This window comes from Bradyrhizobium sp. MI1.11, assembly GCF_055811255.1.
This window is the reverse complement of sequence record NZ_JBVVPM010000046.1, coordinates 40,499-63,106: the sequence shown is the minus strand read 5'-3', so window position 1 is coordinate 63,106 and position 22,608 is coordinate 40,499. Positions and strand designations below refer to the sequence as shown.

At 61.9% G+C, this 22,608-nt stretch carries 31 protein-coding genes; 24 read left to right on the top strand and 7 right to left on the bottom strand.

Features of this window, described 5'->3' with window-relative positions; translation table 11 throughout:
* Positions 1-192: 192 nt before the first annotated feature.
* Genes AC0L30_RS32420 through AC0L30_RS32410 form a run of 3 tightly spaced genes read right to left on the bottom strand, consistent with a single transcriptional unit; the run spans position 193 to position 3,121 of the window.
* Positions 193-1,551 carry a TRAP transporter large permease gene (locus tag AC0L30_RS32420; RefSeq protein WP_007591317.1) on the bottom strand — a complete coding sequence of 453 codons (1,359 nt, stop codon included), beginning with the start codon at positions 1,549-1,551 and terminating at the stop codon, positions 193-195.
* Complete coding sequence (locus tag AC0L30_RS32415; protein ID WP_007591315.1) at positions 1,548-2,102, bottom strand: TRAP transporter small permease; 555 nt, start codon at positions 2,100-2,102, stop codon at positions 1,548-1,550. The genes AC0L30_RS32420 and AC0L30_RS32415 overlap by 4 nt, the downstream gene beginning before the upstream one ends.
* Positions 2,099-3,121 carry a TRAP transporter substrate-binding protein gene (locus AC0L30_RS32410; protein WP_007591303.1) on the bottom strand — a complete coding sequence of 341 codons (1,023 nt, stop codon included), beginning with the start codon at positions 3,119-3,121 and terminating at the stop codon, positions 2,099-2,101. The genes AC0L30_RS32415 and AC0L30_RS32410 overlap by 4 nt, the downstream gene beginning before the upstream one ends.
* A 320-nt stretch (positions 3,122-3,441) precedes the next feature.
* Between AC0L30_RS32410 and AC0L30_RS32405 the strand changes: the two genes are divergently transcribed.
* On the top strand, positions 3,442-3,684 hold the full coding sequence (locus AC0L30_RS32405; protein WP_007591301.1) for a pentapeptide MXKDX repeat protein: 243 nt from the start codon (positions 3,442-3,444) through the stop codon (positions 3,682-3,684).
* 123 nt (positions 3,685-3,807) lie between these two features.
* Here AC0L30_RS32405 and AC0L30_RS32400 read toward each other — a convergent pair whose 3' ends face one another.
* Positions 3,808-4,155, bottom strand: coding sequence for a DUF6481 family protein (locus tag AC0L30_RS32400; RefSeq protein WP_007591299.1), 348 nt, complete (start codon positions 4,153-4,155; stop codon positions 3,808-3,810).
* A gap of 267 nt (positions 4,156-4,422) precedes the next feature.
* Here AC0L30_RS32400 and AC0L30_RS32395 point away from each other — a divergent pair, with 267 nt between their 5' ends.
* The 3 genes from AC0L30_RS32395 (at position 4,423) to AC0L30_RS32385 (ending at position 5,925) form a co-directional block, all read left to right on the top strand.
* Complete coding sequence (locus tag AC0L30_RS32395) at positions 4,423-4,659, top strand: hypothetical protein (protein WP_354128215.1); 237 nt, start codon at positions 4,423-4,425, stop codon at positions 4,657-4,659.
* A gap of 69 nt (positions 4,660-4,728) precedes the next feature.
* Positions 4,729-4,965, top strand: a complete 237-nt coding sequence (locus AC0L30_RS32390) for a hypothetical protein (protein ID WP_007591292.1) — start codon at positions 4,729-4,731, stop codon at positions 4,963-4,965.
* A gap of 183 nt (positions 4,966-5,148) precedes the next feature.
* The gene (locus AC0L30_RS32385; RefSeq protein WP_354128216.1) at positions 5,149-5,925 is read left to right on the top strand and encodes a hypothetical protein; all 777 of its coding nucleotides are present in this window, start codon (positions 5,149-5,151) and stop codon (positions 5,923-5,925) included.
* Positions 5,926-6,035: 110 nt separating this feature from the next.
* Here AC0L30_RS32385 and AC0L30_RS32380 read toward each other — a convergent pair whose 3' ends face one another.
* The gene (locus tag AC0L30_RS32380) at positions 6,036-6,215 is read right to left on the bottom strand and encodes a hypothetical protein (protein WP_007591288.1); all 180 of its coding nucleotides are present in this window, start codon (positions 6,213-6,215) and stop codon (positions 6,036-6,038) included.
* 226 nt (positions 6,216-6,441) lie between these two features.
* Between AC0L30_RS32380 and AC0L30_RS32375 the strand changes: the two genes are divergently transcribed.
* Positions 6,442-6,591 (top strand): hypothetical protein, encoded by a 150-nt coding sequence (locus AC0L30_RS32375; protein WP_473406078.1) that lies wholly within the window; start codon positions 6,442-6,444, stop codon positions 6,589-6,591.
* Positions 6,592-6,828: 237 nt separating this feature from the next.
* On the top strand, positions 6,829-7,047 hold the full coding sequence (locus AC0L30_RS32370) for a hypothetical protein (protein WP_007591284.1): 219 nt from the start codon (positions 6,829-6,831) through the stop codon (positions 7,045-7,047).
* A 126-nt stretch (positions 7,048-7,173) separates the two neighbouring features.
* Here AC0L30_RS32370 and AC0L30_RS32365 read toward each other — a convergent pair whose 3' ends face one another.
* Entirely contained in the window at positions 7,174-7,401 is a 228-nt protein-coding gene (locus AC0L30_RS32365) for a DUF2171 domain-containing protein (RefSeq protein WP_007591282.1), read from the bottom strand.
* A gap of 150 nt (positions 7,402-7,551) precedes the next feature.
* On the opposite strand from AC0L30_RS32365, the gene AC0L30_RS32360 reads away from it, so the two are divergent.
* Both AC0L30_RS32360 and AC0L30_RS32355 read left to right on the top strand, forming a co-directional pair.
* The gene (locus tag AC0L30_RS32360; RefSeq protein WP_473406077.1) at positions 7,552-8,835 is read left to right on the top strand and encodes a hypothetical protein; all 1,284 of its coding nucleotides are present in this window, start codon (positions 7,552-7,554) and stop codon (positions 8,833-8,835) included.
* A gap of 15 nt (positions 8,836-8,850) precedes the next feature.
* Complete coding sequence (locus AC0L30_RS32355) at positions 8,851-9,216, top strand: hypothetical protein (protein WP_007591279.1); 366 nt, start codon at positions 8,851-8,853, stop codon at positions 9,214-9,216.
* 58 nt (positions 9,217-9,274) lie between these two features.
* Here the strand turns inward: AC0L30_RS32355 and AC0L30_RS32350 are convergent, their stop codons facing one another.
* Positions 9,275-9,517: a hypothetical protein gene (locus AC0L30_RS32350; RefSeq protein ID WP_473366236.1), complete on the bottom strand. Its 243-nt coding sequence runs from the start codon at positions 9,515-9,517 to the stop codon at positions 9,275-9,277.
* A 337-nt stretch (positions 9,518-9,854) separates the two neighbouring features.
* Here AC0L30_RS32350 and AC0L30_RS32345 point away from each other — a divergent pair, with 337 nt between their 5' ends.
* The 16 genes from AC0L30_RS32345 (at position 9,855) to AC0L30_RS32270 (ending at position 21,959) form a co-directional block, all read left to right on the top strand.
* Positions 9,855-10,109, top strand: a complete 255-nt coding sequence (locus AC0L30_RS32345) for a DUF6074 family protein (RefSeq protein ID WP_473406076.1) — start codon at positions 9,855-9,857, stop codon at positions 10,107-10,109.
* Positions 10,110-11,030: a hypothetical protein gene (locus tag AC0L30_RS32340; RefSeq protein WP_473406075.1), complete on the top strand. Its 921-nt coding sequence runs from the start codon at positions 10,110-10,112 to the stop codon at positions 11,028-11,030.
* The gene (locus AC0L30_RS32335) at positions 11,027-11,257 is read left to right on the top strand and encodes a hypothetical protein (RefSeq protein WP_473406074.1); all 231 of its coding nucleotides are present in this window, start codon (positions 11,027-11,029) and stop codon (positions 11,255-11,257) included. The genes AC0L30_RS32340 and AC0L30_RS32335 overlap by 4 nt, the downstream gene beginning before the upstream one ends.
* A 221-nt stretch (positions 11,258-11,478) precedes the next feature.
* Complete coding sequence (locus AC0L30_RS32330; RefSeq protein ID WP_473406073.1) at positions 11,479-11,889, top strand: hypothetical protein; 411 nt, start codon at positions 11,479-11,481, stop codon at positions 11,887-11,889.
* A gap of 4 nt (positions 11,890-11,893) precedes the next feature.
* On the top strand, positions 11,894-12,316 hold the full coding sequence (locus tag AC0L30_RS32325; RefSeq protein ID WP_473406072.1) for a hypothetical protein: 423 nt from the start codon (positions 11,894-11,896) through the stop codon (positions 12,314-12,316).
* Positions 12,317-12,382: 66 nt separating this feature from the next.
* Positions 12,383-13,024 (top strand): hypothetical protein, encoded by a 642-nt coding sequence (locus AC0L30_RS32320; RefSeq protein ID WP_473406071.1) that lies wholly within the window; start codon positions 12,383-12,385, stop codon positions 13,022-13,024.
* Positions 13,018-14,175: a phage major capsid protein gene (locus AC0L30_RS32315; protein WP_473406070.1), complete on the top strand. Its 1,158-nt coding sequence runs from the start codon at positions 13,018-13,020 to the stop codon at positions 14,173-14,175. The genes AC0L30_RS32320 and AC0L30_RS32315 overlap by 7 nt, the downstream gene beginning before the upstream one ends.
* 133 nt (positions 14,176-14,308) lie before the next feature.
* Complete coding sequence (locus AC0L30_RS32310; protein WP_473406069.1) at positions 14,309-14,479, top strand: hypothetical protein; 171 nt, start codon at positions 14,309-14,311, stop codon at positions 14,477-14,479.
* An 11-nt stretch (positions 14,480-14,490) separates the two neighbouring features.
* On the top strand, positions 14,491-14,691 hold the full coding sequence (locus AC0L30_RS32305; protein ID WP_473406068.1) for a cold shock domain-containing protein: 201 nt from the start codon (positions 14,491-14,493) through the stop codon (positions 14,689-14,691).
* A 50-nt stretch (positions 14,692-14,741) separates the two neighbouring features.
* Positions 14,742-14,921, top strand: a complete 180-nt coding sequence (locus tag AC0L30_RS32300) for a hypothetical protein (RefSeq protein ID WP_473406067.1) — start codon at positions 14,742-14,744, stop codon at positions 14,919-14,921.
* Positions 14,918-16,906, top strand: coding sequence for a hypothetical protein (locus AC0L30_RS32295; RefSeq protein ID WP_473406066.1), 1,989 nt, complete (start codon positions 14,918-14,920; stop codon positions 16,904-16,906). The genes AC0L30_RS32300 and AC0L30_RS32295 overlap by 4 nt, the downstream gene beginning before the upstream one ends.
* Positions 16,906-17,343 carry a hypothetical protein gene (locus AC0L30_RS32290; protein ID WP_473406065.1) on the top strand — a complete coding sequence of 146 codons (438 nt, stop codon included), beginning with the start codon at positions 16,906-16,908 and terminating at the stop codon, positions 17,341-17,343. Before AC0L30_RS32295 ends, AC0L30_RS32290 begins: the two co-directional genes overlap by 1 nt.
* A gap of 37 nt (positions 17,344-17,380) precedes the next feature.
* On the top strand, positions 17,381-17,653 hold the full coding sequence (locus AC0L30_RS32285) for a hypothetical protein (RefSeq protein ID WP_473406064.1): 273 nt from the start codon (positions 17,381-17,383) through the stop codon (positions 17,651-17,653).
* Positions 17,640-19,619 carry a hypothetical protein gene (locus AC0L30_RS32280; protein ID WP_473406063.1) on the top strand — a complete coding sequence of 660 codons (1,980 nt, stop codon included), beginning with the start codon at positions 17,640-17,642 and terminating at the stop codon, positions 19,617-19,619. Before AC0L30_RS32285 ends, AC0L30_RS32280 begins: the two co-directional genes overlap by 14 nt.
* Entirely contained in the window at positions 19,588-20,343 is a 756-nt protein-coding gene (locus AC0L30_RS32275; RefSeq protein WP_473406062.1) for a hypothetical protein, read from the top strand. The genes AC0L30_RS32280 and AC0L30_RS32275 overlap by 32 nt, the downstream gene beginning before the upstream one ends.
* Positions 20,340-21,959 carry a hypothetical protein gene (locus AC0L30_RS32270; RefSeq protein WP_473406061.1) on the top strand — a complete coding sequence of 540 codons (1,620 nt, stop codon included), beginning with the start codon at positions 20,340-20,342 and terminating at the stop codon, positions 21,957-21,959. Before AC0L30_RS32275 ends, AC0L30_RS32270 begins: the two co-directional genes overlap by 4 nt.
* Positions 21,960-22,608: the final 649 nt, after the last annotated feature.

The following is a 22,608-nucleotide window of genomic DNA, read 5'->3' as shown; positions in this document are numbered from 1 at the left end:
ATATCGCGCGGGGGGGGGGGGGGGGGGGGGGCCCCCGCGGGCGCGCCGGGGGGGGGGTCGGGGTGTGTGTACCGGGGGGGGGGGGGGGGGGCCCAACCCCCCGCCCCCCCCCCCACTTTTCGCGGAAGCACAGAGAGGTGGTGGGCACGGCGCTGCGCGCCTTTGCCCACCCTACAGCACTTGCGATTGCCGCTACCTGCTCCCGTCCGGCCCCATCACCAGGTCCGGCAGTGCGGTCGAGATGCCCGGCACGAAGCACAGCAGCAGCACCGCGAGCATCATCAAGAGCACGAAAGGAAGCGTGCCCCAGATCACCTCGCGCAGGGGAATGTCCGGCGCGACGTTGCGGATGACGAAGATGTTGAGCCCGACGGGTGGATGGATCAGTCCCATCTCCATCACGATGGTCATGACGACGCCGAACCAGATGATGTCGAAATTGGCGGCACGGAGCGGCGGCAGGATGATCGGCGCGGTCATGAGAATAATCGAGACCGGCGGCAGGAAGAAGCCGAGCACGACGACCATGACGAGGATCGCGAACAAGAGGCCCCAGCGCGGCAGATGCATCGCGACGACGGATTCGGCGGCCGATTGCGAGATGTGCAGATAGCTCATCACGTAGGAATAGAGCAGCGACATGCCGATGATCATCATCAGCATGGTCGATTCCCGGATCGTCGATTTCAGGATCGGGGCGAGGTCGCTCGGCCGCCACACGCTGTAGATCGCCGCGATCAGCGCCAGCGCCAGGAGACCGCCGAGGCCGGCAGTCTCCGACGGCGTGGCGTAGCCGCCATAGAGCGCGATCATGACGCCGGTGAGCAGCAGCACGAAGGGGATTACGCGTGGCAGCACGCTGAAGCGTTCCGCAAGCGTGTACTCGTCGCGGGCGAGGATCGCAGCTTCCGGCCCGCCGTTCTTGTAGATCGCTTCGGCCGCGGCGTATTCCTGGCGGAAGCGGATCACGGCGTAGACGCCGAACAGCGAGACCAGCAGCAGGCCGGGCCCGATGCCGGCGAGGAACAGCCGTCCCAGCGATTTTTCGGCGGCGACCGCAAACAGGATCATGGTGATCGACGGCGGGAGCAGAATGCCGAGCGTGCCGCCGGCGGCGATGATGCCCGCGGCAAAACCACCGGAATAGCCGCGCTTGCGCATCTCGGGGATGCCAGCCGAGCCGATTGCCGAGCAGGTCGCGGGCGAGGAGCCCGCCATCGCCGCAAACAGCGCGCAGGCAAACACATTGGCGACGCCGAGGCCGCCGGGGACGCGGTGCAGCCAGGCGTGCAGAGCCGAATAGAGATCCTGGCCCGCGCGAGACTTGCCGATCGCGGCGCCCTTCAGGATGAAGAGCGGGATCGACAGCAGCGTGATCGAGGCCATTTCCTCGTAGACGTTCTGCGTCACCGTATCGAGAGAGGCGGCGGGCATGTAGATGCCCATGAACACGACCGCGACCGCGCCGAGCGCGAACGCAATCGGCATGCCCGAAAACATCACGACCAGCGTCGCAATTCCGTATGCGAGGCCGATACCGAAAACGCTCATGAACGCCTGGCTCCAGCGAAAGGCAGCGCAAGCTGCACGAAGATCTGGACGCAGAGCAGGCTCATGCCGAACGCCATCAGCGAATAGGGGATGGCCAGCGGCGGCGACCACATCGAGTTCGAGACCTGGCCGTCGACATAGGCTTCATGCGCCAGCGTCCACGACTTCCAGGCGAAGAAAGCGCAGAACAGAAGCGTCACGGCGTCGACCAGCCACAGCCTGATCCGGTTCGCCAGCGGCGAGAGCAGGCCGACGAAGGCCTCGATGCCGATGTGACCGCGGTTCTGCTGTACGTAGGCGGCGGTCATGAAGGTGGCGCCGACCAGCAGGAACACCGCAGCCTCGTCCTGCCAGTAATTGGCGGCCTTGAACAAGGCGCGGCTGAGCACGCTGTAGCTCAGGATGGCGCAGGCGGCGATCAGCGCAATCGCGGCGAACACGACGATGATGTTGTTGAGGATGGCGAGACCGCGATCGATCGCCGCCGCAAGGCCAGTCCTTGCGGCAGCGTTGGCCTGGTCGTCACGATCCGGAAGCGGACCGTGGCTCATGCGGCGACGTCGGTCGCGAGCTTGAGCAGGTTGGCCGAGGTCGCGGTCTTGGCGCCGTAGTCTTTCCATGCGGTGTCGCGGGCGATGTCGCGCCACTTGCCGACGGTCGCGGCATCGAGCGCCGAGACCTTGGCGCCGGCCTTCTCGTAGACCTTGGCGACCTCGACGTCGTCGTCCTGCGCGCCCTTGCGGCCGAAGGCTTCGAGCTCGGTGCCGACCGCGAGCAGGACGTCCTGCTGGTTCTTCGGCAGCTTGTCGAAGATCGCCTTCGACATCATCAGCGGCTCGAGCATGAACCAGTAGGACGCGCCTGCGCCCGAGGTCAGCGATTTCGCGACCTCTTCGAGGCGGAACGAGATCAGGCTGGTCGAGGAGGTGATGCCGGCATCGCAGGCCCCCGTCTGCATCGCTGCGTAGATTTCGTTCGAGGGCACCGACAGCACGGATGCGCCGGCGGTCTGCAGCACCATGTCCATCTCGCGCGAGCCGCCGCGCACCTTGAGACCCTTGGCATCTTCGGGGGCCACGATCGGCTTGGAGCGGCTGGCGACGCCGCCGGCCTGCCACACCCAGCTGAGCAGGATGATGCCCTTGTCGGCGAGGAAGTCGGTCAACGCCTTGCCGACCGGCTCCTTCTTCCAGCGCATGCCCTGGTCGTAGGTGGTGACGAGGCCCGGCATCAGGCCGATATTTGTTTCCGGCAATTCGCCGCCGGCGTAGGGCATCGGGTAGAGGCTGATGTCGAGCGCGCCCTTGCGCATCGCGGAGAACTGCGCGTTGGTCTTGATCAGGGAGGAGTTCGGATAGATTTCGGCGGCGATGTCGCCGTTGCTGCGCTTGGCGACTTCGGCGGCGAACATGCGGCAGAGCCGGTCGCGGAAATCGCCCTTGTCAACGGTGCCGCCCGGGAATTGATGCGAGATCTTCAGCGTGGTCGCGGCATGCGCGGTGCCGGTGCTGAAACGGAGAATGGCGGGTGCGGCGACGGCGGTCGCGATCAAGTGGCGGCGCGTGAGCATGGTGTGATTCCCTTTGGACGTTTCTTGGACGGTTCTTGCTTGCTGTGATTTTGGGCGGGTCTTTGAGACCGTGCTGAGGCCCATCCTAGCCGGTCTTTCAGACAATGTTCTCTAGTCTGATAGTTCGAGACCGAATGCCGCGGCAAGTGTCGACCATGCTGCGTTGCACACTTCTGGGTGTTTCTGCATCCGTCCAACGAAGGGGCGGCGGGGGCGCAGAAATTTATCAGCGGTCGCGTAACAACGCCCCGTGGCAATCCGTCGAGATCAGATAGCGGCGTCCGTCGCTGACAAACATCATCTCGAAGGGAAGACCAGTCATGACCATTCGTACCCGCATCGCGCTCGGCGTTTCGGCGGCCGTTCTCTCGCTCGGCCTCGCGCTGTCGCCGGCCGCCTTTGCCCAGGACAAGATGGGCAAGGATGACGGCATGATGAAAAAGGACACGATGTCCAAGGACGGCATGAAGAAGGACACCATGTCCAAGGACGACGGCATGAAGAAGGACACGATGTCGAAGGACGGGATGAAGAAAGACGACGGGATGATGAAGAAGCACTGATCTTCCATCGTCGAGGCGGCGCTTGCGACAGCCAGACGCGCGCCAAAAATCCGGGGGCGGTCACGTAGACCGCCCCCGGAGTATTGTTTCAGTCCAAATTCAATTGAACGTGACTTGCGAACGTTACTTGCGCTTCGCCTTGCGGGCGGCGTAGCGGGCGTCTCGCTTGGCCTTTTGATCGGCCTCGGCTTCGGCGGCCTTCGCGACGGCTTCTTCGGCTTCGCGGGCGATCCGCGCGGCCTCGAGCGCGGCAGCCTCTTCTTGAAGGCGCTTCTGCTCGGCCTTTTCCGTCTCGCGCGCAGCCTTTGCCTCGGCGCGCTTGGCCGCAAGGGCCTCGCGCTCCGCACGCTTCGCCACAACCGCGGGATCATCCGGCCCCGGCTGCGACTTGAATTTGTTCAAAAGGTTTTTGCGTGCTTCCTGTGCCGCCTTTTGCCGGTCGGAGAAGCCTGGTTCCCTAAATCCACTCATCGGCGAACCTTGTCATCCTCGCTTTCGATCCTACATCACTGCCTGTTGGTACGTCGGCTGGGCATAGCGGGCGCCGCGCGACGCAGATGCGTGTACATCGGCGCGCGCCGTGATGCCACCTATAATCGCAGCCGATCAGGTAGACGAAAATCGCCGCCCCCGACGATCTCTCGTAGCCCCGAAAAACTGCCGAATTGTGATGCCCCTCATAAGGGGCACCAGGGCGGCGCCTAGCGTCCCGCCTGGTATGAGACGCGGAGCACGGGCATGACGATCTCAAGACTGAGCCTGAAGGCGCTCGCAATCGCCGTCGCGGTGGCAGCCCTGGCTGCTGTCACGCTGCTCTTCGCCAGCCCGCAGCCGATCGAAAGTGCCGTCCTGGGTGCAGATTGGGAATGCACCCAGACTGCGTTTGTGCTCACGACCTGCGCACCGCGGGCCCAGCAGGCGATCCCGGCGGCCGAAACCTCGCGCAAGGAAGCAATCCGCCCGACCCGAGGCTAAGAAGCTGGGCGGGATGTGACGCCACGCCGCAGAGGTGATAAAGCCCGCTCGCCCCGTGATCGGTCAGCCATGTCCAAGTCCGAAGCCAAGCCCGAGCCTAAGCCCAAACCGGGCGCGAAGCTCAAATCCCCTCCAAAACCTCAATCCGGTGACAACCGCCGCGGCGCCATCGCCGGCTTGATCATCGCGATTGTCATCCTCGGCGTCGGCTGGTGGCTCGCCCGCGATCTCACCTCCGCGAGCAAGATGCAGGACTGCCTGATGTCCGGGCGAAGCAACTGCAATGTGATCGAGCCGGCCCGGTAGAGGCACTCCAGAGCGGCCCGCGCGGACGAAAAAATGTCGTGATCTTAATCATTTGTAACGGGACTTGGCCGACCAAAGCAGGTCAGTCATGTCAGCCGGCATCAGCTCAGCGCGAGCCGAATCGTCTATCGCGCCAGGCATCACGGCCATCGACGGCAATCGAGAGAGTAGGGGCAAGCACGCATGAGTGCGTCCAGTCGCATCAAGATCATCATTCCCTTGGTTTCGGCCATGTCATTGCTCGCCGTCCCGGCGCAGGCTCAGGACGCCCGGCCGCCGAGAGACGCCGCCCAGCCATCGCCCGGGCCGAGCGGAGGTGCGCCGCCGCAGAACATGCGCAAGGGGCCGCCGCCGCAGCAGGCTGCCCGGCCCGCGCTACAGACCGGCGGCCAGCCTCACGCGGGCGGTCCGGGTTATGCAGGTTCTGGTCCGCGCAGTGCCGGCGGCCCGCCGCCTGGACGCAATTACGCCAGGGGTCCCGCACCGGCGCGCGATTGGGGCGGACACACCTATCGCGGCCGTCTCGCCTGGGATGGCGGACGCTGGCGCCACGAAGTCCACGACGGCCGCTCCGGCTGGTGGTGGGATGTGGGCGGCGCGCGGTATTATTATCCGCAGCGCATGGAAGGGCCTCCGGCCTACATCTCGGAGGATTATTACGATGACGTGCCTGTGGCCTACGCCCCGCCGCCGGTCGCCTACGAACCGCCGCCTCCGCCGCCGCCGGCGGATCCTGGTGCGAGCGCGCTTGGCGGCGCTATCGTCGGCGGCGTGCTGGGGGGCCTGATCTCGGGCAACGCCTCGGGCGCGGCCGCAGGCGCCGTGATCGGCGGTGCCACCGGGGCGATCGCCGGCGCGACGGCTGCTTCGCGCCCCGGCTACTATTTGGCCCAGGGCAACTGCTACTACCGCTATCCGAGCGGCCAGTATGTGCAGGCCGATCCCCGGGCGTGTTACTGAGCACTCCAGGCGAGACCTGAAGCGATGAGGCGGGCGAAAAGTCCGCCTCTTTTCGTTTTGCGCTGGCCGTCAGCTGGCCGGGAATTGATTCAAGGGGGATCGCCCGCGCGTCAGGACACCAGCCAGCTGAAGAACGCGATCGCGGCCCAGACCAGGCCTGCGATCCAGGCCAGCATCACGATGCCGATGGTCGCAAGATAAGCGATGCCGAGCGGGTCGGATCTTTCGCGTCGCGTCGGGACGGCAATTTCGGCTGCGGCTTCTTGCGTCATGACGGGAATATCTCCCATGCCTTCTCCCTCTCTGGGAGCGCTGAGAACTGTTTAGCGGAGGCGCCGGGCGCCGGCTGTGACGCACTTCACAGATCGGTACGCACCAAGCCCACAATCGGGGGGATCGTTCGACAGATGCGTGAGCTGGATCGCGTCGCAAATCCGTGTCGGGAGGCATTAACCCCGCAATCATACGGACGAAATTGCCACGCGCTTGTCCAGATCGTCCGGCTAGAATTGCTTCATGTGTACCAAGTACGATCCACAGCACGAAGCCGAGGCGGCGATGAAGCGCGCCGTGGCGGCCGATGGCCCCGACCGGCAACGTCTCATCGAGCTGGCCCTGGCCTGGCACCAACTCGCCCGCGACCGGCGCCAAGAGCGGACGGACTGAGCCCACGCTCTTACGACAATATCCGTATTCAAAGAAAAACCCTGTGCCCGGGGGGACGAGCACGGGGTTCTCGAGAGCCGATCGGGGCTGGCAAATCGGCACCACTCGATATCGAACGCGCTGATCGCAGGTTCGTTCCGCGCCCCCTCAATACTTTTCGCGCGAAGATCATGAAGGGCGACCGGGGGAGGGCGTCTTGCCGATGGAACGTCGGTTCCCCGCCGACGTTGAGCCGCTATGACCGATCCCGAGTTGCGCGCACAGTCCTTCGAGATTGCCTGGAAGTATCTCGACCAATCCGGCCTGCTTACTGGCGAGCGCAGGGACGCGGCCCGGTTCATCCTGAACAGGATCGACCGCATGATGTTGGGTGGCGAGAGGCGACGATTGCTTCTGTCCAACGCCGCGATCGACGCCTACCGCTTCCGGCCCGTGCTCGTGACGCTCGAGGCCTGACGCGAGCCGTCGAAACGCGACGTTAAGACTCGTTCGGGCGACGATTTTCCGATCGCGTTTCGTTTCGGAGAACGAAGCGGAGCAGGACCGTGAACAAACAAAAAGTCCCCGAGGGGACTTGCTGGCTCAGGCTGCTTCCGACTTCGGCACCGCGTCGGCATTGACCGAAAGCTTGACGACATCGCCTTCGACGGCACCGACATATTTCGTGTCGATGTAATGATGATGGTCCTTGTGACCTTCCGGGCTGTCCTTCCGTGTCAGCTTGATACGGTTGCCCTCGACGCGGTCGACGGTGCCGACATGTGCGCCGTCCTTGCCGACGATCTTCATGTGCTCTCTGATCTCGCTCATGATGTTCTCCTTGTGCAGTGTCAACGGCGAGGATCGGTCTTCGTTGCAAGGACGAGCGGGGGGCCGACTGTTGGAGCCAATGCGTTCGCCGAACGTTGAAAGGCAGTCGCAATTGCCAAGATCCGCATCAAGACCCTCATCAAGATCCGCATGGAGACCTCCGAGGCCTATCTCGAACGAAAGCACAGGGAAATCAGGCTGCTGAACGATTGCCTGAGGAGCCCGCTGCATTTGGCTCGGCCGCAATCGGTCGACGAGGTCGTGGTCTCCAAGTTTCAGCTCGCTGCCGCGCTGCGCGCGGAGCATGCGCTCCAGGACTGGAAGGCGACGGAGACCGCCTGGTCGCACGCGGCGTCTCCCAGCAGCGGTCCGTTCGTGTTCAGCTACGATTATCAGCGCGCGGACCTCAAGGTGCGTGGTCCCTCGTTCTACGAACTCGAGCGGAGCTGCGGGAGCGAGGCGATCTATACCGCATCCGGCATGGCCGCGATCTCCGCGCTGCTGCTCGCGTCCGCACGAATCATCGGCAAGGCAGACGTCGTGGTGCTGCCGGGCACCTACGGCGAGACACTGGAGCTGATCGAGAGCCTCGTCCCCCATTTGCGGCTTGTCACCGCCAGACTCCCGCTGGGCGAAGCGTTCGCTGCGGCAGCCTTGCCACGGTTTCTCCTGCTGGATTCGTGCGCCCCTGCCGGGGCGTTCGAGGCGGCTTTGTGTTGCGACGGTTCGGGGCTCGATCTGTTGATTTTCGACACGACATGCTTCGCCGGTAGATCGGGGCGCATCCGGCGCGTTCTGAGATGGGCCGCGCGATGGGACATTCCGGTCGTGTTGGTGCGAAGCCACAACAAGCTGGATTCGCTCGGGGTGGAATACGGCCGGCTCGGCTCTGCCGTATTCGTGCATTGGAGCCGGAAAGACCTGAATGCAGGCCAGCTGCTGTCCGAGAGCCTGGCGGCGGAAACCGGCAATGCCGTCCGGCTTCTCGGTGGCGCGGCGTTGCCGGCACACTTCCCGCCATTCGTGGGCTCAGCGGGCTATTGGGCCCTGACGAAAAAACGCGTCGCGGCGATCCTGCGCAACGGTCGCCACACGGCGCGATATTTCGCCGCCGAGCTCGGTTCGCTCTCGGCCGAGCTGCATTTCACCCACGGCCTCTATGTCACGCTTCGCGGCAGGCGCTCCCTCGATGAGGCGACCGCGCGGCAGGCGGCCGAGGACATGAGCCGCGACCTCGGCGGCGAAGGCTTCCCCATCCGCCACGCCGGCAGCTTTGGTTTCGATTTCGCGGCGACCGAGTGGTTTCACGACGCGACTACGGATCGGTACAGCGTCCGGGTGGCGGTGCCGGATCTGCCGACCGAGTCGTGGAAGAATCTTGCGGCGGCGATCGCCGGATGGTGGGCGCGACATCAGGGCGACACTGAAGAGTGAGTGCGGTGCAAGGCCATGACAGAGCGACCGACAGCGTTTCCTTACAGGGAATGCACGTGGCATGTTTCAGACGAACAGTCCCAGCAATGGCTTGCGGTGCTTGAAAAGACGGGTGCAGCCAACGTCCGAGCGCGCCTAGCCCAGACCGACGCGGCATCCGCAGGAGCGATTGCGATCGGAACCGCGCCCGTCATGACGATCGGGTTCGCCCAGGAATGGCTGAACTGGAAAGATAATCAAAAATCCGAGGCGGATATCGAACGGCACGAGCGGCAGATCTGGTGGACTCGGACCGCGGCAATCGCCGCATCGGTCGCCGCCTTGAGCGCACTGTTCGGCTGGATTTGGACGATCTTCATCCGGGGGAATAATGGCCTGTAACAAACATGATTGTTACGTTGCGCATACATCCGCGAGACGAGCGGCAAACTGCGCTGTTTCAATCGATCGCCAGGCATTCTTCCACGGCCGGCTTCTGGTGGCCGCGACGTGCCCAGGCTTGAACGGCGAAGGCGAGTTGGTGCTGACTCGCCGCCGCGTCCACGATGGAGGCCCGCGCCGTCGCGATGGGCTTTGTGATCACCCCGGAGTTCACGACTCCCGCGTCAACTGCCAGGAACGATATTGCCACAACCGCCACCGCAGATGCGATCGCCATTCTCGTCAAGTCGGATAGTGGCATCAAAGTCCTTATCGGGGCGCAAGTCGCTCGGCGGATACATAGGGTTCGTTTGCCCGGATCAAAGCCCGGAGGGAGGCGACCCACGCGTTCGTGAAGGACGGTGGATTCTGCAGGCGCGCGTCGTAGACCGGGCTTACAGTGAACGCCGGTGTATCGAGTCAGCGTGCGCCGGACGATGTCCCCGTCCGATGAGACTGAATATGGCGATCCCGGCAGGAACGCCAAAACCTAGAAACGTCAACAGCTTACAGCGGCTAACGAAGATAACGGGCACCGGCGACGTTATAGGGTCTCCGGAGTATGTGGCTAACGCATTCGTTGAGCGCGGAGCTTGCGCATGACGGCGGAAATGATTCCATTTCCCGCGGCCCGACGCGTTGACCTCGTCCGAAGCATCGTGCGTCGAGCGCTAGAGCTGCCGGCTCAGGCTGGCGAGCACCACATCGTTCGTTCCCTCGATCTGCAAGCCATCGTGATGCGCCGGAAGGGCGTTACCGAAGATCTGATCGCGCGTGAGCGAATCAGCTTGGAGACCGCCATTCGGCAGAGGCTGTGGGACGTCGTCATGAAGCCGCGTGGGGGCGCCCGCTGAATGGCCGCTGATCAGGAAAGTCAGGACCGCACGACGGCACTTTTCGCATGGCTTAACCAGGTGAAGGCTGACAACAGCGCCTCGCTGCCTGCGAGCGCCTTCAAGGTAGCGTTCGAGCTAGGGCAGTACGTCAACAAGACGCTGTTCTCGAATGAACGCGCTTTAGTCGCGTGGCCTGCCCTTGAAACGATCGCCGCTGGCATAGCGATGAGCGAGCGAACGGCGCGCGATATGGTCAAAAGATTGGAGGCACGCGGCCACTTGTCTATCGAAGTCGGACACGGCCCGGGGCATGCAAGCCGCTATCTCTTCCTGATGAAAAACCGGCAGCAGGCTGCCGGTTTCATTGAAGAACAAAGCGGCAGCCTGCTGCCGGTTTCGCCGGAACAAATCCGGCAGCCGGCTGCAGCGAAACCGGCAGGCTGCCGCACTGAAACCGGCAGCCGGCTGCCTACTAACCATTGTGAACCATCTTTTAAACATGAGGGAGAGCGCACGCGCGCGACGTTCATCCCTGATGATTTTAGGCTCACGGGCGAGACCTACACCGCGGCGCTGAGCAAGCTCGGTTCCAAAGACGCGGTCGACCGGCTGACCGAGCGCTTCGTAAATTACCATCGGCAGGTCGACGGGAGGTCCGCGAAGTCGCGCGACTGGCAAGCGAAGTTTCTGCTGTGGGTGGTCGAGGACGCGGGGAAGCCGGGGCGCGTCACCAGCATCGCCAAGTCCTCCGACGCCGGATCCGGCAATGGCCTCGGCATCAGCGATGCCGAATGGGACGACATGGCCAAGACCTATGTCAGATACGACGGGCGGTGGAATTCGCGCGGCATTTACGGGCCGCCTCCCAGCGATCCCGCTTGCATCTTGCCGGAGAAGTTCTGGATCAAGCACAAAATCACCAAGAGGGCGGCTGCATGAGGACGCTTCGTCAACAGCACTCTCGTCGCGTGCCAAAGCTCGGTGGCGTGGTCACCATCAGGCCTGTGCGCAGCCGATTGCCTGACGAAGACGGCGGCTATTCGATCTCCTGGCACTCACCCGGCGGCGACCTCTGCTGGCTGTCCCCGCGCGTCTCCACCGAGGAAGCCGCAGAGGCAGCGGCCGCCGTGCTCGCCAACTTTGCGCAGGCGGTGGTGGTCCGATGAGCATGGCCGCGGCGTCGCAAACAACAGCCTTCTCAGCCGGTAGGGGTGGGGGGTTTAAATCCCGGATAGCAAATGCTTTCCGGAACCGCACGTTTCCCCACGCGCAGAATCTGGGGTCCAATAGGATTTTGGCCCGAAAATCAAAGACATTCGAAAAATCAAACGACGCTGCAATTCGCGGCGCGCCTCAGCATTTGCAATCAAACTGAAGGAGTTTTGAAATGACGAAATCAAAAGGCCATGGCCGAGGCGGAGCCCGTAAGGGAGCCGGCAGGAAGCCGAAGTCCGCCAAGCTCGACTGGAACGCAATTGGCCGCGCCTATTTTGTTGGGCGGGAGCACGCGAACGAAATCTGTGACAAGTTCGACGTAACCCACGGCGATCTGCTGGCCTACGCAGCCGCGCGCGGCTGGGTCCGGCCTTCCCCAGCGGGGCACCCCGACGACTTCGGCGAACTCGGCAGCGCGCTTGCAGTGGCGATGTTCGGCCTGGACGGTGGAGTTCAGCACCGAGCTCGCTGTTTTGTTCGCGCCATGGTGGCGCTCGGAGCAGGCGTGAGCGACATCGCCGAGGCGCTGCACGTCACTGGCGAAGCCCTTCGCGCGGAATTCTCCAAGGAGCTCGCGCGTTGAACGCATGACGGCAGCCCTCACCAAGTGGTTTGCTATCCGCGACGCCGCATCTGCGGCTGGCGGAGTGCTGTCCGATTTGGCGAGGGCAATGGACGACTCCATCACTACAGGGCTGCATGTTGAGCAGGTACTTGGTTGCCACGGCCGCTGGAAAATCGAAGGTCGGCAAATCCTCAATCGACGGCGACGAAGCGCCGCGCTTCCGTCGAATTATCGGGACATTCGCAGGGGTGACGTCTGCGCCCACGCGCGCGACTTGCTGGCGCAGCTGACCGGCTACGCGGCAGACGGCTACGCGCAGCACAAAGCTGGGGGGACGATGCCCGACGGTCCAGCTGGCGAGTTGTACCGGATCCTCGAGAACGAGGGCGGCGTCGTGCCCTCGTTTAGAACTTTGCGCCGACGATTGTCGCAGCAGACCCCGTAGGGCCTTTTTTACACTTGGCCAAGTTCGAACCTGTAGTTGGCCAGCTTATGCCTGCATGGTCACGCCATGGCAAAAGCAGCAACACCCATCACCAGGCCCGAAACCGCGGCGCGCGAGGCGTTTGCGAAAATTCAGGCGAAGATCCCCGAACTGTCGGAGCGCAGGCGCAAGCTTGCCGCCGAGATCGTTGCAATCGAGCAGGTCGGGATAGCCGGCGTTCCTCTGGTTTTCGCGATGGAGCCGCCGGACGAAACGAAAAATCTCGACGCACCGGCGTTCGCACTCCTGAATGGGGCCGCGATTGGCTCAGCGCCGAGCAGGGGCAACGACCCCGCCGTAAAGCTGCACGAGCTGCAACGAGAGATCGCAATCATCGATCGGGCGATCGTGTTCGCTGAGCGACAGGTCGGAGTCGCAGCGAACGCCGCAAGCCGGGAGGCGTCGGCCGAGTATGAGGAGACCAGCCGCGCGCTGCATCGGCATCGCGCGCTGCTGATCATCTCGCTCTTGAAGGCGAACGCTGACATCGAGGCGCTCCGCGCGCGTACCGCGGTGGGCGGCTCGTCGGCGGACTCCGTCATGGAAGGATTCACGCTGCGACTTTTCGGGCTGCCATCGCAGCCGTCACCGATGAACACCTGGCCGCGCCGGTATCTCGAGGCTTGTGTGGCCGCCGGCGTCATCACTGAGGACGAAATCACATGCTAAACCCCAGAAGCCGAACTTCTCCTCAATCGCGCGAGGGGCTAGATCATTTCAAAAAGTTTGTCGGGAGCGTCGACGAGCTGTCGTCTTCCGTTAAACTGCTGCGATCCGTCGTCGACAGTCGGCGTCGCGACCGGCACTCGGCCGAGGAGCGGGTACGCAGGATCGGGCGCTGGGTTCAGGCAGAGATTGGCTCCGATGAGGCGCGCGCTTGGTGTTCCTCTCAGGGTCTGACTGTTAACCGGGCGCAGGGTACCGGAACCACCGCGGCCGGCGGCGCCTTGGTGCCTGACGAGATCGCCGATGCGATCATCGCGCTCAGGGACACGCGCGGTGCTTTCCGTGCGGCGGCGGGCCCAATGCGAATGCGATCCGACACGAAGCATGCGCCACGGCGACTGACCGGGCTCACAGCGATTTTCGCGACCGAGAATCTTTCGCTCGCCGAGCAGACTATGGCCTGGGATTCGGTGCGACTCGTCGCCAAAAAGATTCTGGTGCTCGCTAGGTTCTCCGCGGAGCTCGTCGAGGACGCAGCAATCGACGTCGGCTTGGCCTTCCTGCAGGAGGTCGCATACGCGTTCGCCGACAAGGAAGATCTCTGCGGCTTCTACGGTAACGGGACGTCGACCTACGGCGGCATCAAGGGGCTCTTCACCTACCTGACCGACGGCGCGCACGCAGCGAGCGTAGTGACCGCAAGCGCGAGCACCTTTTCCACGATCACCATGACCGATCTTTCGGGCCTGATGGGCACGGTCCCTGCCAACGCGGTACCTGGCGCGCGGTGGTTCGTCAGCCAGCGTGGATATGGATTGGCATTCTGTCGGTTGGCAGGGGCGGGCGGCGGCATCATCGCGCGTTACGTGAACGGAGTGTTGACGCCCACCTTCATGGGCTTTCCGGTTCAGCTAACGCAGGTCATGCCACAGGCCGTTACGAGCCTGTCGGGTCAGGTCATGATCGCGTTTGGTGATCTCAGCCTCGCAGCGACGCTCGGCGACCGGCGAGATGTCAGGGTCCGCTTCTCGACCGATCGTTACATGGACAGCGACCAAGTTGGCGCGCTTGGCACCCAGCGCTTTGACATCAACGTTCACGATGTGGGTGACGCAACCAACCCCGGACCCGTAGCCGGCCTTGTCGGTCTCTAACTAATTCGCGCGGCTCTCCAGTCCGCGCGAAGCTATGGACCTTTGTTATGTGGGGTCCTCCGTCCTCGCCAATATGACCAGTCGGCTACGGCCGGCTGGTCAAGCAAAATGAATTCACACAGAAGGTTCGAATATGCGCACGCTAGATAATCCAAAACTGAAGGTGAGGCGCCTCGCGCCGGATATCAAAATTGTCTCGATCGAGGCGTCTACCGGCGAGACGATTGCCTGCGAGATCAGCGACGCAACGGCGGCCGAGTGGGCTGCCGCGATTGCTGCGACCGAAGATGCGCAAGCCGAGTAAAGCGAGGAATCATGTTCGAGGGCATTTGTGTTGGCTGGAGTGACCGCGGCTTCGGATTCATTAGACCCGCGGAGGGCGGTGCAGACATCTTCGTGCATGCCAAGGAAATCATGAATCGCGACGTGCTTAACCACGGCGACAAGGTCACATTTGACAGTGTATTCGACGACCGCCGCGGCAAGCTGCAAGCGCGCAACGTCCGGGTTCTCTGATGGAATCATCGTCCGGCGGGCGCGGAGCAAATTGCGAGGACGCGGCAGCTATGCCGGGGAATTCACTCGAACTTGGGTCACTTCCGCCGGAATTCGCCGAGCCCCCGGCGGGTGCGCGTGGCTGGCTCGCCTTCCAGCCATCCACCGGCAAGGTCTGGCGCAAGCTCGATGGCGTGTGGCTGCCGATTGAAGAAGCGCTGGCGCGCATCGAAGCAAGGAAATCAAATTGACCACACCGCTCAATTCATACTCCACCGGCACTGTTTCGGTCGCAGCAGACGGCACGACCGTAACTGGCACCAGCACCATCTGGTCCAGCGCCGGAAACGTCAAGCCTGGCGATCTGTTTCAGAGCGGGCACTTCCTGGCCACGATTACCGACGTCACCGACGACACGCATTTGGTCATCACGCCGTGGTCGGGTTCGACGCTGAGCGGTGCGGCTTACGTCGTCTGGAAAGTCTCGCAGCAGCGTATCGTCGGCGAGACCTATGCGCGCGACGTCGACAAGGCGGTGTCAGCATGGAACACCAGCGGCTTTTTCGTGTTCGTCGACATCAACCAAACCACGCCCGACCCCTCACTCGGCGACGACGGACAGTACGCATTCCAGCCGACCACGGGCAAGACTTGGGCGAAGTCTGCCGGCGTTTGGTCGTATCTCGGCATTTACAAGGCATTCCAACTCAAGGGCGCTTGGAGCGGCGCGACGGCATACACGGTTGGCGACGTCGTCTCGCTCAGTGGGTCGAGTTACGCCTGCGTCCTAGACCACACCAACCATACGCCGCCGAATACGACCTATTGGCAGGTGCTGGCGAGCATCGGAGCAACGGGCAACACGGGCCCTACGGGCGCTGGCTATGGCGGCACGTCAACCACACCGCTTGCCATCGGCACCGGCTCGAAAGCATTCACCACGCAAGCCGGTCTTGCCTACACCAATGGCGCGCGCGTGCGGGCCACGGCTACGGCTGGTGCTACGGGGTGGTTGGAGGGTGTCGCGACGTATAGCGGCACGACGCTGACCATCACCAGCGATAAGATCAGCGGCAGCGGCACCGGGACCGCGTGGAATCTCAACGCGGTTGGCGAGCCGGGCGCGGGCGACGTTTCGTCCGTGAATGCTCTTTCGGAGTATACGGGTGTTGCTGCGACGGCACTAAACAATCTCAGCGGCGTGTCGTTTGGTGCGACGCAATCGTTAACGGCTGCTCAGCAATCGCAAGCGCGCTCAAACATCAACGTTCAAAAGAAAAACTACATCATTAACGGCGGCATGCAGGTGTCGCAGGAGAATGGCGCGGCTGCGGGCAGTCCTTTCGGCTCTGGATACTTTCCAGTCGATATGTTTGTTGTTGTAGCGAACAATGCTGGCAATGCTACTGCGGGACAGGTGGCGAGCTTGACGCCGGGCGGTTCGCCCAACCGAATGCGATACACCGTGACAGCGGCGGACGCATCAGTCGGAGCCGCTGACTTTGTTCAAATCATATGCGGGATCGAAGGGCTCAGAACCGCTGATCTGAAGATCGGCACAGCCTCCGCAAAACAAGTGACGTTGCAGTTCGGCTGTAAAGGTCCAGCCGGAACGTATGGCGTATCGTTCGGCAACAACGCGGCCAATCGGGCTTATGTGGCAGAGTTTACGATCAGCGCAGGCGAAGCGAACACCGACGTTGTCAAGTCGATAACGCTGATGCTTGATACAACCGGCACATGGCTTGCTGATAATGGCAAGGGGATTGATCTACGCTTCTTCCTGATGGGCGGATCAGGCTTTCAAACCGGAACACCTAATACCTGGCTAGCTAGTGCCTTCTACTGCACGGCCTCCCAGTTCAATATTATGGGCACGAACGGAAACGTCTTCGAATTGTTCGACGTCGGGCTATACGAGGGCAGTGTCGCGCCCGCTTTTCAATTGCCAGACTACGCGAGTGAATTGCAGTCGTGCAAACGACATTGGTATAAGGCCCTCGTGGGTTTGCAAACTTCTGCAAGCTCAGGCGGCTTCTATTCGGTGGCGTGGATGCACCCGGTAGAGATGCGCGCCGCGCCAACCATCACCCGATTGGGTGATGTGCAGCTATCCAGCTTCAATACTCCGATTTCAGAGGTCCCGACGACTTTAAGTTTTCGAGCCACAGCGCAGGCTAATGCCGGGGGGCAGGCCGGGTTTCTAACAAGCTATTCAGTAAACGCGAGGCTCTAATGGCAGACTATAAACTCACTGCATCTGATGTCGTCATCCGCACCTCGGACAGCGCATGTATCCCGGCTGACCCCGCGAACCGCGATTGGATCGCATATCAAGCGTGGATTGCGGATGGCAATACGCCGGACCCGTTTATTCCACCTCCGCCCCCGGTGCCGCAATCGATCAGCGATCGTCAGTTCTTCCAGCAACTCGCGGTCGCCGGCATCATCACGGAAGCCGATGCGCTCGCATCCAACGCTGCCGTCATTCCTCCGCCACTGCTTGCGATCATTGATGCCATGCCTAGCGATCAACAGTTCGCGGCCAAGATGCTGGTTTCAGGCGCGACGGTATTCGAGCGCAGTCACCCGATGACCATCGCAATCGGTGCGGCTTACGGCATGACGTCGGACGAGATCGACGCGTTCTTCCGGGCCGCGGCGGCGCTCTAGCGTTCGCTCGATCGCAGAATGAAGTGGGACAGAAGCTATGACACAGGTAACGGTCACCGAAATCGGCCAGATCGGCCGGGAAGACGGTGAGTGGATGCTCGACATTTACCGGCGCCTCAAAGCGCGCCAGATCGGATCCGCCTACGTCGTGAGGTCTGCTTTCGAGCAATGGGCCGCCGAAGAGATCGCCAAGTGCGAGGGACGGCTTCGGAACGCGGGCTGCTCTAACGATCATCTGCAGGCCTGGAGGCAGGCCTGCGGAGAGGCGCTTCTAGCCGGCGAAAAGGAACTTCAGCATGCCGACGCTTGATGTTATCCGACGCGTAGAGATCCGCGGTAGCGCTCCTGGCGTTGACGAGGCGGCGGGCTCGCTGGACCGGCTCAAGGCTTCGATCGCCGCGGCCAATGACAATCTGGTCAAAGCAAATGCGTCGGCTAAGGCGAACAGTGACGGCTGGAAGATTACCGGTGAGGGGGCGGTCAGCGCGGCTAACCATCTTCGCCAGGCTGCGGAGGCCGCCTATGTGTTCTCGCCAGCGTTCCGGAATGTCGTCAACAGCCTTGCGGCGCCGGCAATAAAGGGCGCGGCCACCGCGCTGGAAGCAGTCGCGGCCGGCATCGTGACGGCTACCAATGCGTCGGGCGCGGGCGTGATCAGGCTCGGCACGGCGATCGAGACCACGTTTCCAGCATTGGCGCTGCTTGGCGTCAACGTGAAAGCAGCCGGCACCTGGATGGAGGCCTTCTCTCCGACGCTTGCGGGGGTCGGATCAACGATCCTCTCGAGGCTGCTACCGGCGTTGAGCCTGCTTAGTAAGGGGCTGTTGATCGTGGACGCGATCAGACTGGTGGCCCAGGCATGGCAGCTCGGTGGAGAGAGGCTGGCCGAATATGTCGCGCTGTCGGAAAAGGCGGCTGCGGCCGGCGTCTCAACGGACTTCTTTCAGCGCATCACCAAGGCCGCGGAGGACGCCAAAACGCCCGTCGACGCGCTGACGGAGGCGTTCAAGAATCTCGCTGCGTCCGCGGCGCCGACTCTCGGTGGGACGCTCGCGCAGAACCGCCTTAACGACTTGGTCAAGGCCGGCAACTTCGGGGGCAACTCCGGCGTTGGCGAACTCAAGGCTGCCAATTCCACCGAGGAGCGACTTCGCGCGCTCCGCGACCTGGTGGGCCAGGCGCTGGACAAAGGCGAGCGTCTCGCCGCGCTAGACATCGCGAAGGCGTTCGGCGGAGACAAGATCGCGGCCAACTTGGCGAAAGACAGCGACTATCTCAACAAAATGATCGCTGCTGCCGATGAAATTGCTCGCAAGGAACTGATCCCGGACAGCGCGGTAAACAACGCAACGGAGTTGCAAAATCGGCTCGATGCTGCCGAGAAGATACTTTCGCAGCGATGGCATCCGATCCAGGACCTGTTGACGCAGCTCGGCATCAAAATGCGGGAGGTGTGGGTCGACATCGTCGAGGCGATTGCTAAGGCCGTCGATGCGATCTTCACGCTCGGTCAGCGTATTGCGGGGATGCTCGCTCCTTTGATGAGTTTCATTCAGTCAGCGGGGCAACTGATCGGGAAGGCCGCGCCATATCTGGCTCTCGCGCCAGGTGGGCTTGGTATTCCTGCAGCCGCTGGCGCGGCATCCATCGGGTTCTTGTCTTCGCCCAGTCCTACTGTCACAGACGACGCACGAAGCCGCCTAGCGAGCGGGCTGCGCAATCCCAACGTGGTTGCATCAGCGCGCGATTATACGAATTCCGTCTATGACGCGGTCCGCAAGGACACGTCGTTCGACCCGAACGCGGTCAAGCCACTTGAAGAGGCATGGAAGCGGGCCACTGACGCGGTCAACAAGTACATTCAAACGACGCTTGCGGAAGCCGCCACCGTTGGCAAATCGGCCGCCGAACAGGAGAAGGCAAGAGTGGTTGCGCAGTTGACGGCAGCCGCGATCAAGGATGGAACGGCGATCACCGCCGGCATGCGAGCTGAGATGGAGAAGCTTGGAAACGCTGCCGGAACAGCCGCTCTGGCGCTCGAAAAGGCCAAGATCGCATCCGACATCAAATTCAATCGCGATACATCGCTGTTGTCGCAGGAAGATGTGCAGATCGCGCAGACTTTGAACAAGATTTACCCGGACGTCGCAACTGCATTGGGAAGTATCGAGGCCGCTGCGATGCGCGCGAACGGCTCACTTAAGCCTTGCAATGACAATCGGCCGCCAGAGGAAAAGAAGAGCGATGAGCGCGATCAACGTCCTGCGGCAGCGTAAATCAGTCCATCTGATCACGGATATGGCGGCCTACGATCGCACTGGCGTTTTGGCCGCGGTTGACCATCGGAAGTGTGTCAGCATGCCGACCATGAGGGCCGCCGTAGCGTGTACCGGTCCCGCAATGCTTGGGCATTTCTTCGCTGGGCGCCTTCCGAGTCTCTTCGACTCGTTCGACAAGCTTGTGAAGGATGCAAACGCCTGCCTGCCTGCACTGTTTGAGGAGTACGCAAAAGCAGAGCGGGGCGGCGACGCGTCCTCGACGCTCTACCTTATCGGCTGGCACGAGAAGCAACGGCGACCCGCTGCTTACGCTATGGACATGTGGACGTCGGCGAGTTCGCGAATTGAGCAGGTCCTGGCGAACAGCCCTAACGCGGACAAGGTGCGAAACTTCCGCTTGGAGGAACAGCTCGTCGCCGGCACGCCTCTGCCCGGGCCAGATCTGTGCGCAGAGGCCGGCTTCGTTGTTCCAGATGACGAGAACGACATGATCCCTGAGCGGGATTTGCTGCACCTCCTCCAGGTCCAGCGTCACGAGCGGATCGAGGGTGCTCATTGGGTTGGAGGAGGCGCTTGGCTGACCTCAGTCGACCGCCAAGGGGTTAAGCAACGAGTGATCCACCGGTGGGAAGAAGATCAGATCGGCGAAGTTATCGCGCCGCGACCGATCGATTGGGGCGCCTTGCGGCTGCCAGCGGGCAGGGCCGCGAGGAGCCGATGACAGAATCGGCCAACATTGCACTCGACGCGGGCAGCCGATTCATTCAAGCTTCAACCAGGGATGGAATGCTGGCTGGAGGGGTAATGGTCGACCAGAAGAAGCTTGCCAGGCTGCGGCAGCTTATCACCGAGGGGCTGCGCGTTCAGCTTGGAAATGAAGCGATCACCTACATAAACGTAGGGCACGCCATGGAGGACATAAGCGCCAGGCAGAACCACGCTGTTTTTGCTCGCCGCGGGTGCGGAAAGACGCTGTTGCTGCATGATTCGGCGAAGCAGCTTCCGCCAGAAATCAAGGCCATTTACCTCAATTGCGAGGACTTCAAGCAACATACGTTTCCGAACGTGCTGATCGAAATCCTGTCCTCGCTGTTTTCGGAGATCGACTCGCACCTGTCGGGATGGTTCGGCAAGAAGGCTAGAACTAAACAAATAATCGGCGAGATACGCGCAAACCTCACCACGATGCACCAATCTCCCGACGAACGAGAGGAAGAGGTCAAGCACAAGGCTTCAACCGAGGGTGAGCTGCACGCCGAGGGCGGGCTGCAGATCGAAGCGGTTAAGCTCTCGTTGGGCGGCTCGAACAAAACAAAATCCGAAACTGAGCGATCATTCACCAGTCATCGGCGGAAGCTGCAGGAGCTGGATCTCTGGCTTCCTGAGCTCAAAAAAAGCATCCGCGAGTTCTTTTCTGTTTCCTCCGGGGTAAAGTGCATTTTCTTGCAAATCGACGATCTGTACCACCTCAAGCGTGCCGATCAGGCCTTCGTCGTCGACTACATCCATCGCCTCTGCAAAGACGTCCCGTTGTTTTTCAAGATTGCGACGATGCGGCACGCGACCACGATGTTCTCTGATCGCGAGGGGCAGCCGATTGGCGCACAGGAGCGCCACGACTATCAGCCGATCAATATCGACTATACCTTCAGCCATTTTGCACGGACCGAGAGCCAGAACTGGCAAATTCTTATGGAGTACGGCCGTCGTGCTGCTATGGACAAGAAGGAGCTCGAGGCTCTTTTCAAGGGCGAGGGATTCGCTCGTCTCGTCATGGCTGGCGGTGGCGTCCCGCGCGATGTCCTGTCGCTTTTTCTTGAATCCATGAGCCAGAGCGAGGGCGAAGCTGTAGGAAAGGATGAGGTGCGCGTACTGAGTCGGTCGAATCTTGAACGGCGCATTGAGGAGTTGAAGCAGGATTCTCAGATCGACGAGCAAAACGTCCTCATCGCTGGCATCTACGTCCTGAGGGAGTTTTGCCTGAACAGAAAGACAAACGTCTTTTTGGTTCCGGAGCAGTTGCTTCAGCAAGACGAGGACTGGAGAACGCTCTTCAGCCGACTGGTCGACTATCGCATCATCCACCAGTCTGGCAGCGCTCTCACGCACAAATCTCAGCCAGGGAATTTTCAGGCTTTCGCGATCGACATTGGGTGCTATGCCCATTTCCGGAAAATGGAGGCGCGGTTCAACGAGATCGATGTTTCAACGGCGGCTGCGAAAGATCAGATGCGTTCGGCCCCTGTGCTTAATCTTTCTGACCTCCAGGCTTTGTTTAAGAGTGTTCCCGGAAATGCAGAGCAGGTCTTGAAGGAGCCTGTGGCCGAAATAGGTTGAGCCCTTATCCGGCCCGCTCGGTTCTCCCGGTCGTGCGATTGAGTGAGGCAGGCAAGCAGGAGTGGGGCCGGTTAGGACTAATTCTGCTTGCGGGCTCGATACTGTTCCAGGTCGGCCTCAATGCCTTCAGCCGTTTTCTGGAAGGCGTTGGGATCGCTTGCTTCTTGCTGCTTTATGAGAGTGTCGACTTCTCCGACAAACCTCTCCATATCGCGCCGAAATAATGGGCACAATGAACCTCAACCGCTACGCGAGATCAAGAGGTTGCGCGCGTGAAAAGCTGCCACTCGGGAAAAATATGCAGCTTGTGTGCGGCGCCAGGTCACCGAGATGAAGCAGCCTTGGTTATATTTCTGGTTATATTCGCCCCTGGTCTATCAAGCCATTACGGCACCTAATGACGTAATGACCATTCACATCTCGCCCTCAGGGGCGGCGCGCGCCGAAGCGCCCCGAAAGGGGGTGGACTTTCTTTACCAAATCATGGTGGGGTCGGGGCGGAGCTTAGCAACTCTCGCAGCGGTCCCTTGCCGGGGATTGCGCTGCATCCGCGATAGGTGGGGCGACGGCTTGCCGGCCGAAGTACCACTGAAAGACTAACCGGGCTCACAGCCAGTGAGCACCGACCGGCTCACTATGCCGGGAGGCC

Excerpts from the sequence above, each read along its gene's own strand:
- AC0L30_RS32405 (WP_007591301.1), top strand. The coding sequence starts at position 3,442 with ATGACCATTCGTACCCGCATCGCGCTCGGCGTTTCGGCGGCCGTTCTC.
- AC0L30_RS32345 (WP_473406076.1), top strand. The coding sequence starts at position 9,855 with ATGACGGCGGAAATGATTCCATTTCCCGCGGCCCGACGCGTTGACCTC.
- AC0L30_RS32330 (WP_473406073.1), top strand. The coding sequence starts at position 11,479 with ATGACGAAATCAAAAGGCCATGGCCGAGGCGGAGCCCGTAAGGGAGCC.
- AC0L30_RS32340 (WP_473406075.1), top strand. The coding sequence starts at position 10,110 with ATGGCCGCTGATCAGGAAAGTCAGGACCGCACGACGGCACTTTTCGCA.
- AC0L30_RS32365 (WP_007591282.1), bottom strand. The coding sequence starts at position 7,401 with ATGAGCGAGATCAGAGAGCACATGAAGATCGTCGGCAAGGACGGCGCA.
- AC0L30_RS32310 (WP_473406069.1), top strand. The coding sequence starts at position 14,309 with ATGCGCACGCTAGATAATCCAAAACTGAAGGTGAGGCGCCTCGCGCCG.
- AC0L30_RS32360 (WP_473406077.1), top strand. The coding sequence starts at position 7,552 with ATGGAGACCTCCGAGGCCTATCTCGAACGAAAGCACAGGGAAATCAGG.
- AC0L30_RS32285 (WP_473406064.1), top strand. The coding sequence starts at position 17,381 with ATGACACAGGTAACGGTCACCGAAATCGGCCAGATCGGCCGGGAAGAC.
- AC0L30_RS32390 (WP_007591292.1), top strand. The coding sequence starts at position 4,729 with ATGTCCAAGTCCGAAGCCAAGCCCGAGCCTAAGCCCAAACCGGGCGCG.
- AC0L30_RS32410 (WP_007591303.1), bottom strand. The coding sequence starts at position 3,121 with ATGCTCACGCGCCGCCACTTGATCGCGACCGCCGTCGCCGCACCCGCC.
- AC0L30_RS32305 (WP_473406068.1), top strand. The coding sequence starts at position 14,491 with ATGTTCGAGGGCATTTGTGTTGGCTGGAGTGACCGCGGCTTCGGATTC.
- AC0L30_RS32395 (WP_354128215.1), top strand. The coding sequence starts at position 4,423 with ATGACGATCTCAAGACTGAGCCTGAAGGCGCTCGCAATCGCCGTCGCG.
- AC0L30_RS32300 (WP_473406067.1), top strand. The coding sequence starts at position 14,742 with ATGCCGGGGAATTCACTCGAACTTGGGTCACTTCCGCCGGAATTCGCC.
- AC0L30_RS32385 (WP_354128216.1), top strand. The coding sequence starts at position 5,149 with ATGAGTGCGTCCAGTCGCATCAAGATCATCATTCCCTTGGTTTCGGCC.
- AC0L30_RS32420 (WP_007591317.1), bottom strand. The coding sequence starts at position 1,551 with ATGAGCGTTTTCGGTATCGGCCTCGCATACGGAATTGCGACGCTGGTC.
- AC0L30_RS32415 (WP_007591315.1), bottom strand. The coding sequence starts at position 2,102 with ATGAGCCACGGTCCGCTTCCGGATCGTGACGACCAGGCCAACGCTGCC.
- AC0L30_RS32315 (WP_473406070.1), top strand. The coding sequence starts at position 13,018 with ATGCTAAACCCCAGAAGCCGAACTTCTCCTCAATCGCGCGAGGGGCTA.
- AC0L30_RS32280 (WP_473406063.1), top strand. The coding sequence starts at position 17,640 with ATGCCGACGCTTGATGTTATCCGACGCGTAGAGATCCGCGGTAGCGCT.
- AC0L30_RS32335 (WP_473406074.1), top strand. The coding sequence starts at position 11,027 with ATGAGGACGCTTCGTCAACAGCACTCTCGTCGCGTGCCAAAGCTCGGT.
- AC0L30_RS32370 (WP_007591284.1), top strand. The coding sequence starts at position 6,829 with ATGACCGATCCCGAGTTGCGCGCACAGTCCTTCGAGATTGCCTGGAAG.
- AC0L30_RS32325 (WP_473406072.1), top strand. The coding sequence starts at position 11,894 with ATGACGGCAGCCCTCACCAAGTGGTTTGCTATCCGCGACGCCGCATCT.
- AC0L30_RS32350 (WP_473366236.1), bottom strand. The coding sequence starts at position 9,517 with ATGCCACTATCCGACTTGACGAGAATGGCGATCGCATCTGCGGTGGCG.
- AC0L30_RS32400 (WP_007591299.1), bottom strand. The coding sequence starts at position 4,155 with ATGAGTGGATTTAGGGAACCAGGCTTCTCCGACCGGCAAAAGGCGGCA.
- AC0L30_RS32375 (WP_473406078.1), top strand. The coding sequence starts at position 6,442 with ATGTGTACCAAGTACGATCCACAGCACGAAGCCGAGGCGGCGATGAAG.
- AC0L30_RS32270 (WP_473406061.1), top strand. The coding sequence starts at position 20,340 with ATGACAGAATCGGCCAACATTGCACTCGACGCGGGCAGCCGATTCATT.
- AC0L30_RS32275 (WP_473406062.1), top strand. The coding sequence starts at position 19,588 with ATGAGCGCGATCAACGTCCTGCGGCAGCGTAAATCAGTCCATCTGATC.
- AC0L30_RS32290 (WP_473406065.1), top strand. The coding sequence starts at position 16,906 with ATGGCAGACTATAAACTCACTGCATCTGATGTCGTCATCCGCACCTCG.
- AC0L30_RS32380 (WP_007591288.1), bottom strand. The coding sequence starts at position 6,215 with ATGGGAGATATTCCCGTCATGACGCAAGAAGCCGCAGCCGAAATTGCC.
- AC0L30_RS32320 (WP_473406071.1), top strand. The coding sequence starts at position 12,383 with ATGGCAAAAGCAGCAACACCCATCACCAGGCCCGAAACCGCGGCGCGC.
- AC0L30_RS32355 (WP_007591279.1), top strand. The coding sequence starts at position 8,851 with ATGACAGAGCGACCGACAGCGTTTCCTTACAGGGAATGCACGTGGCAT.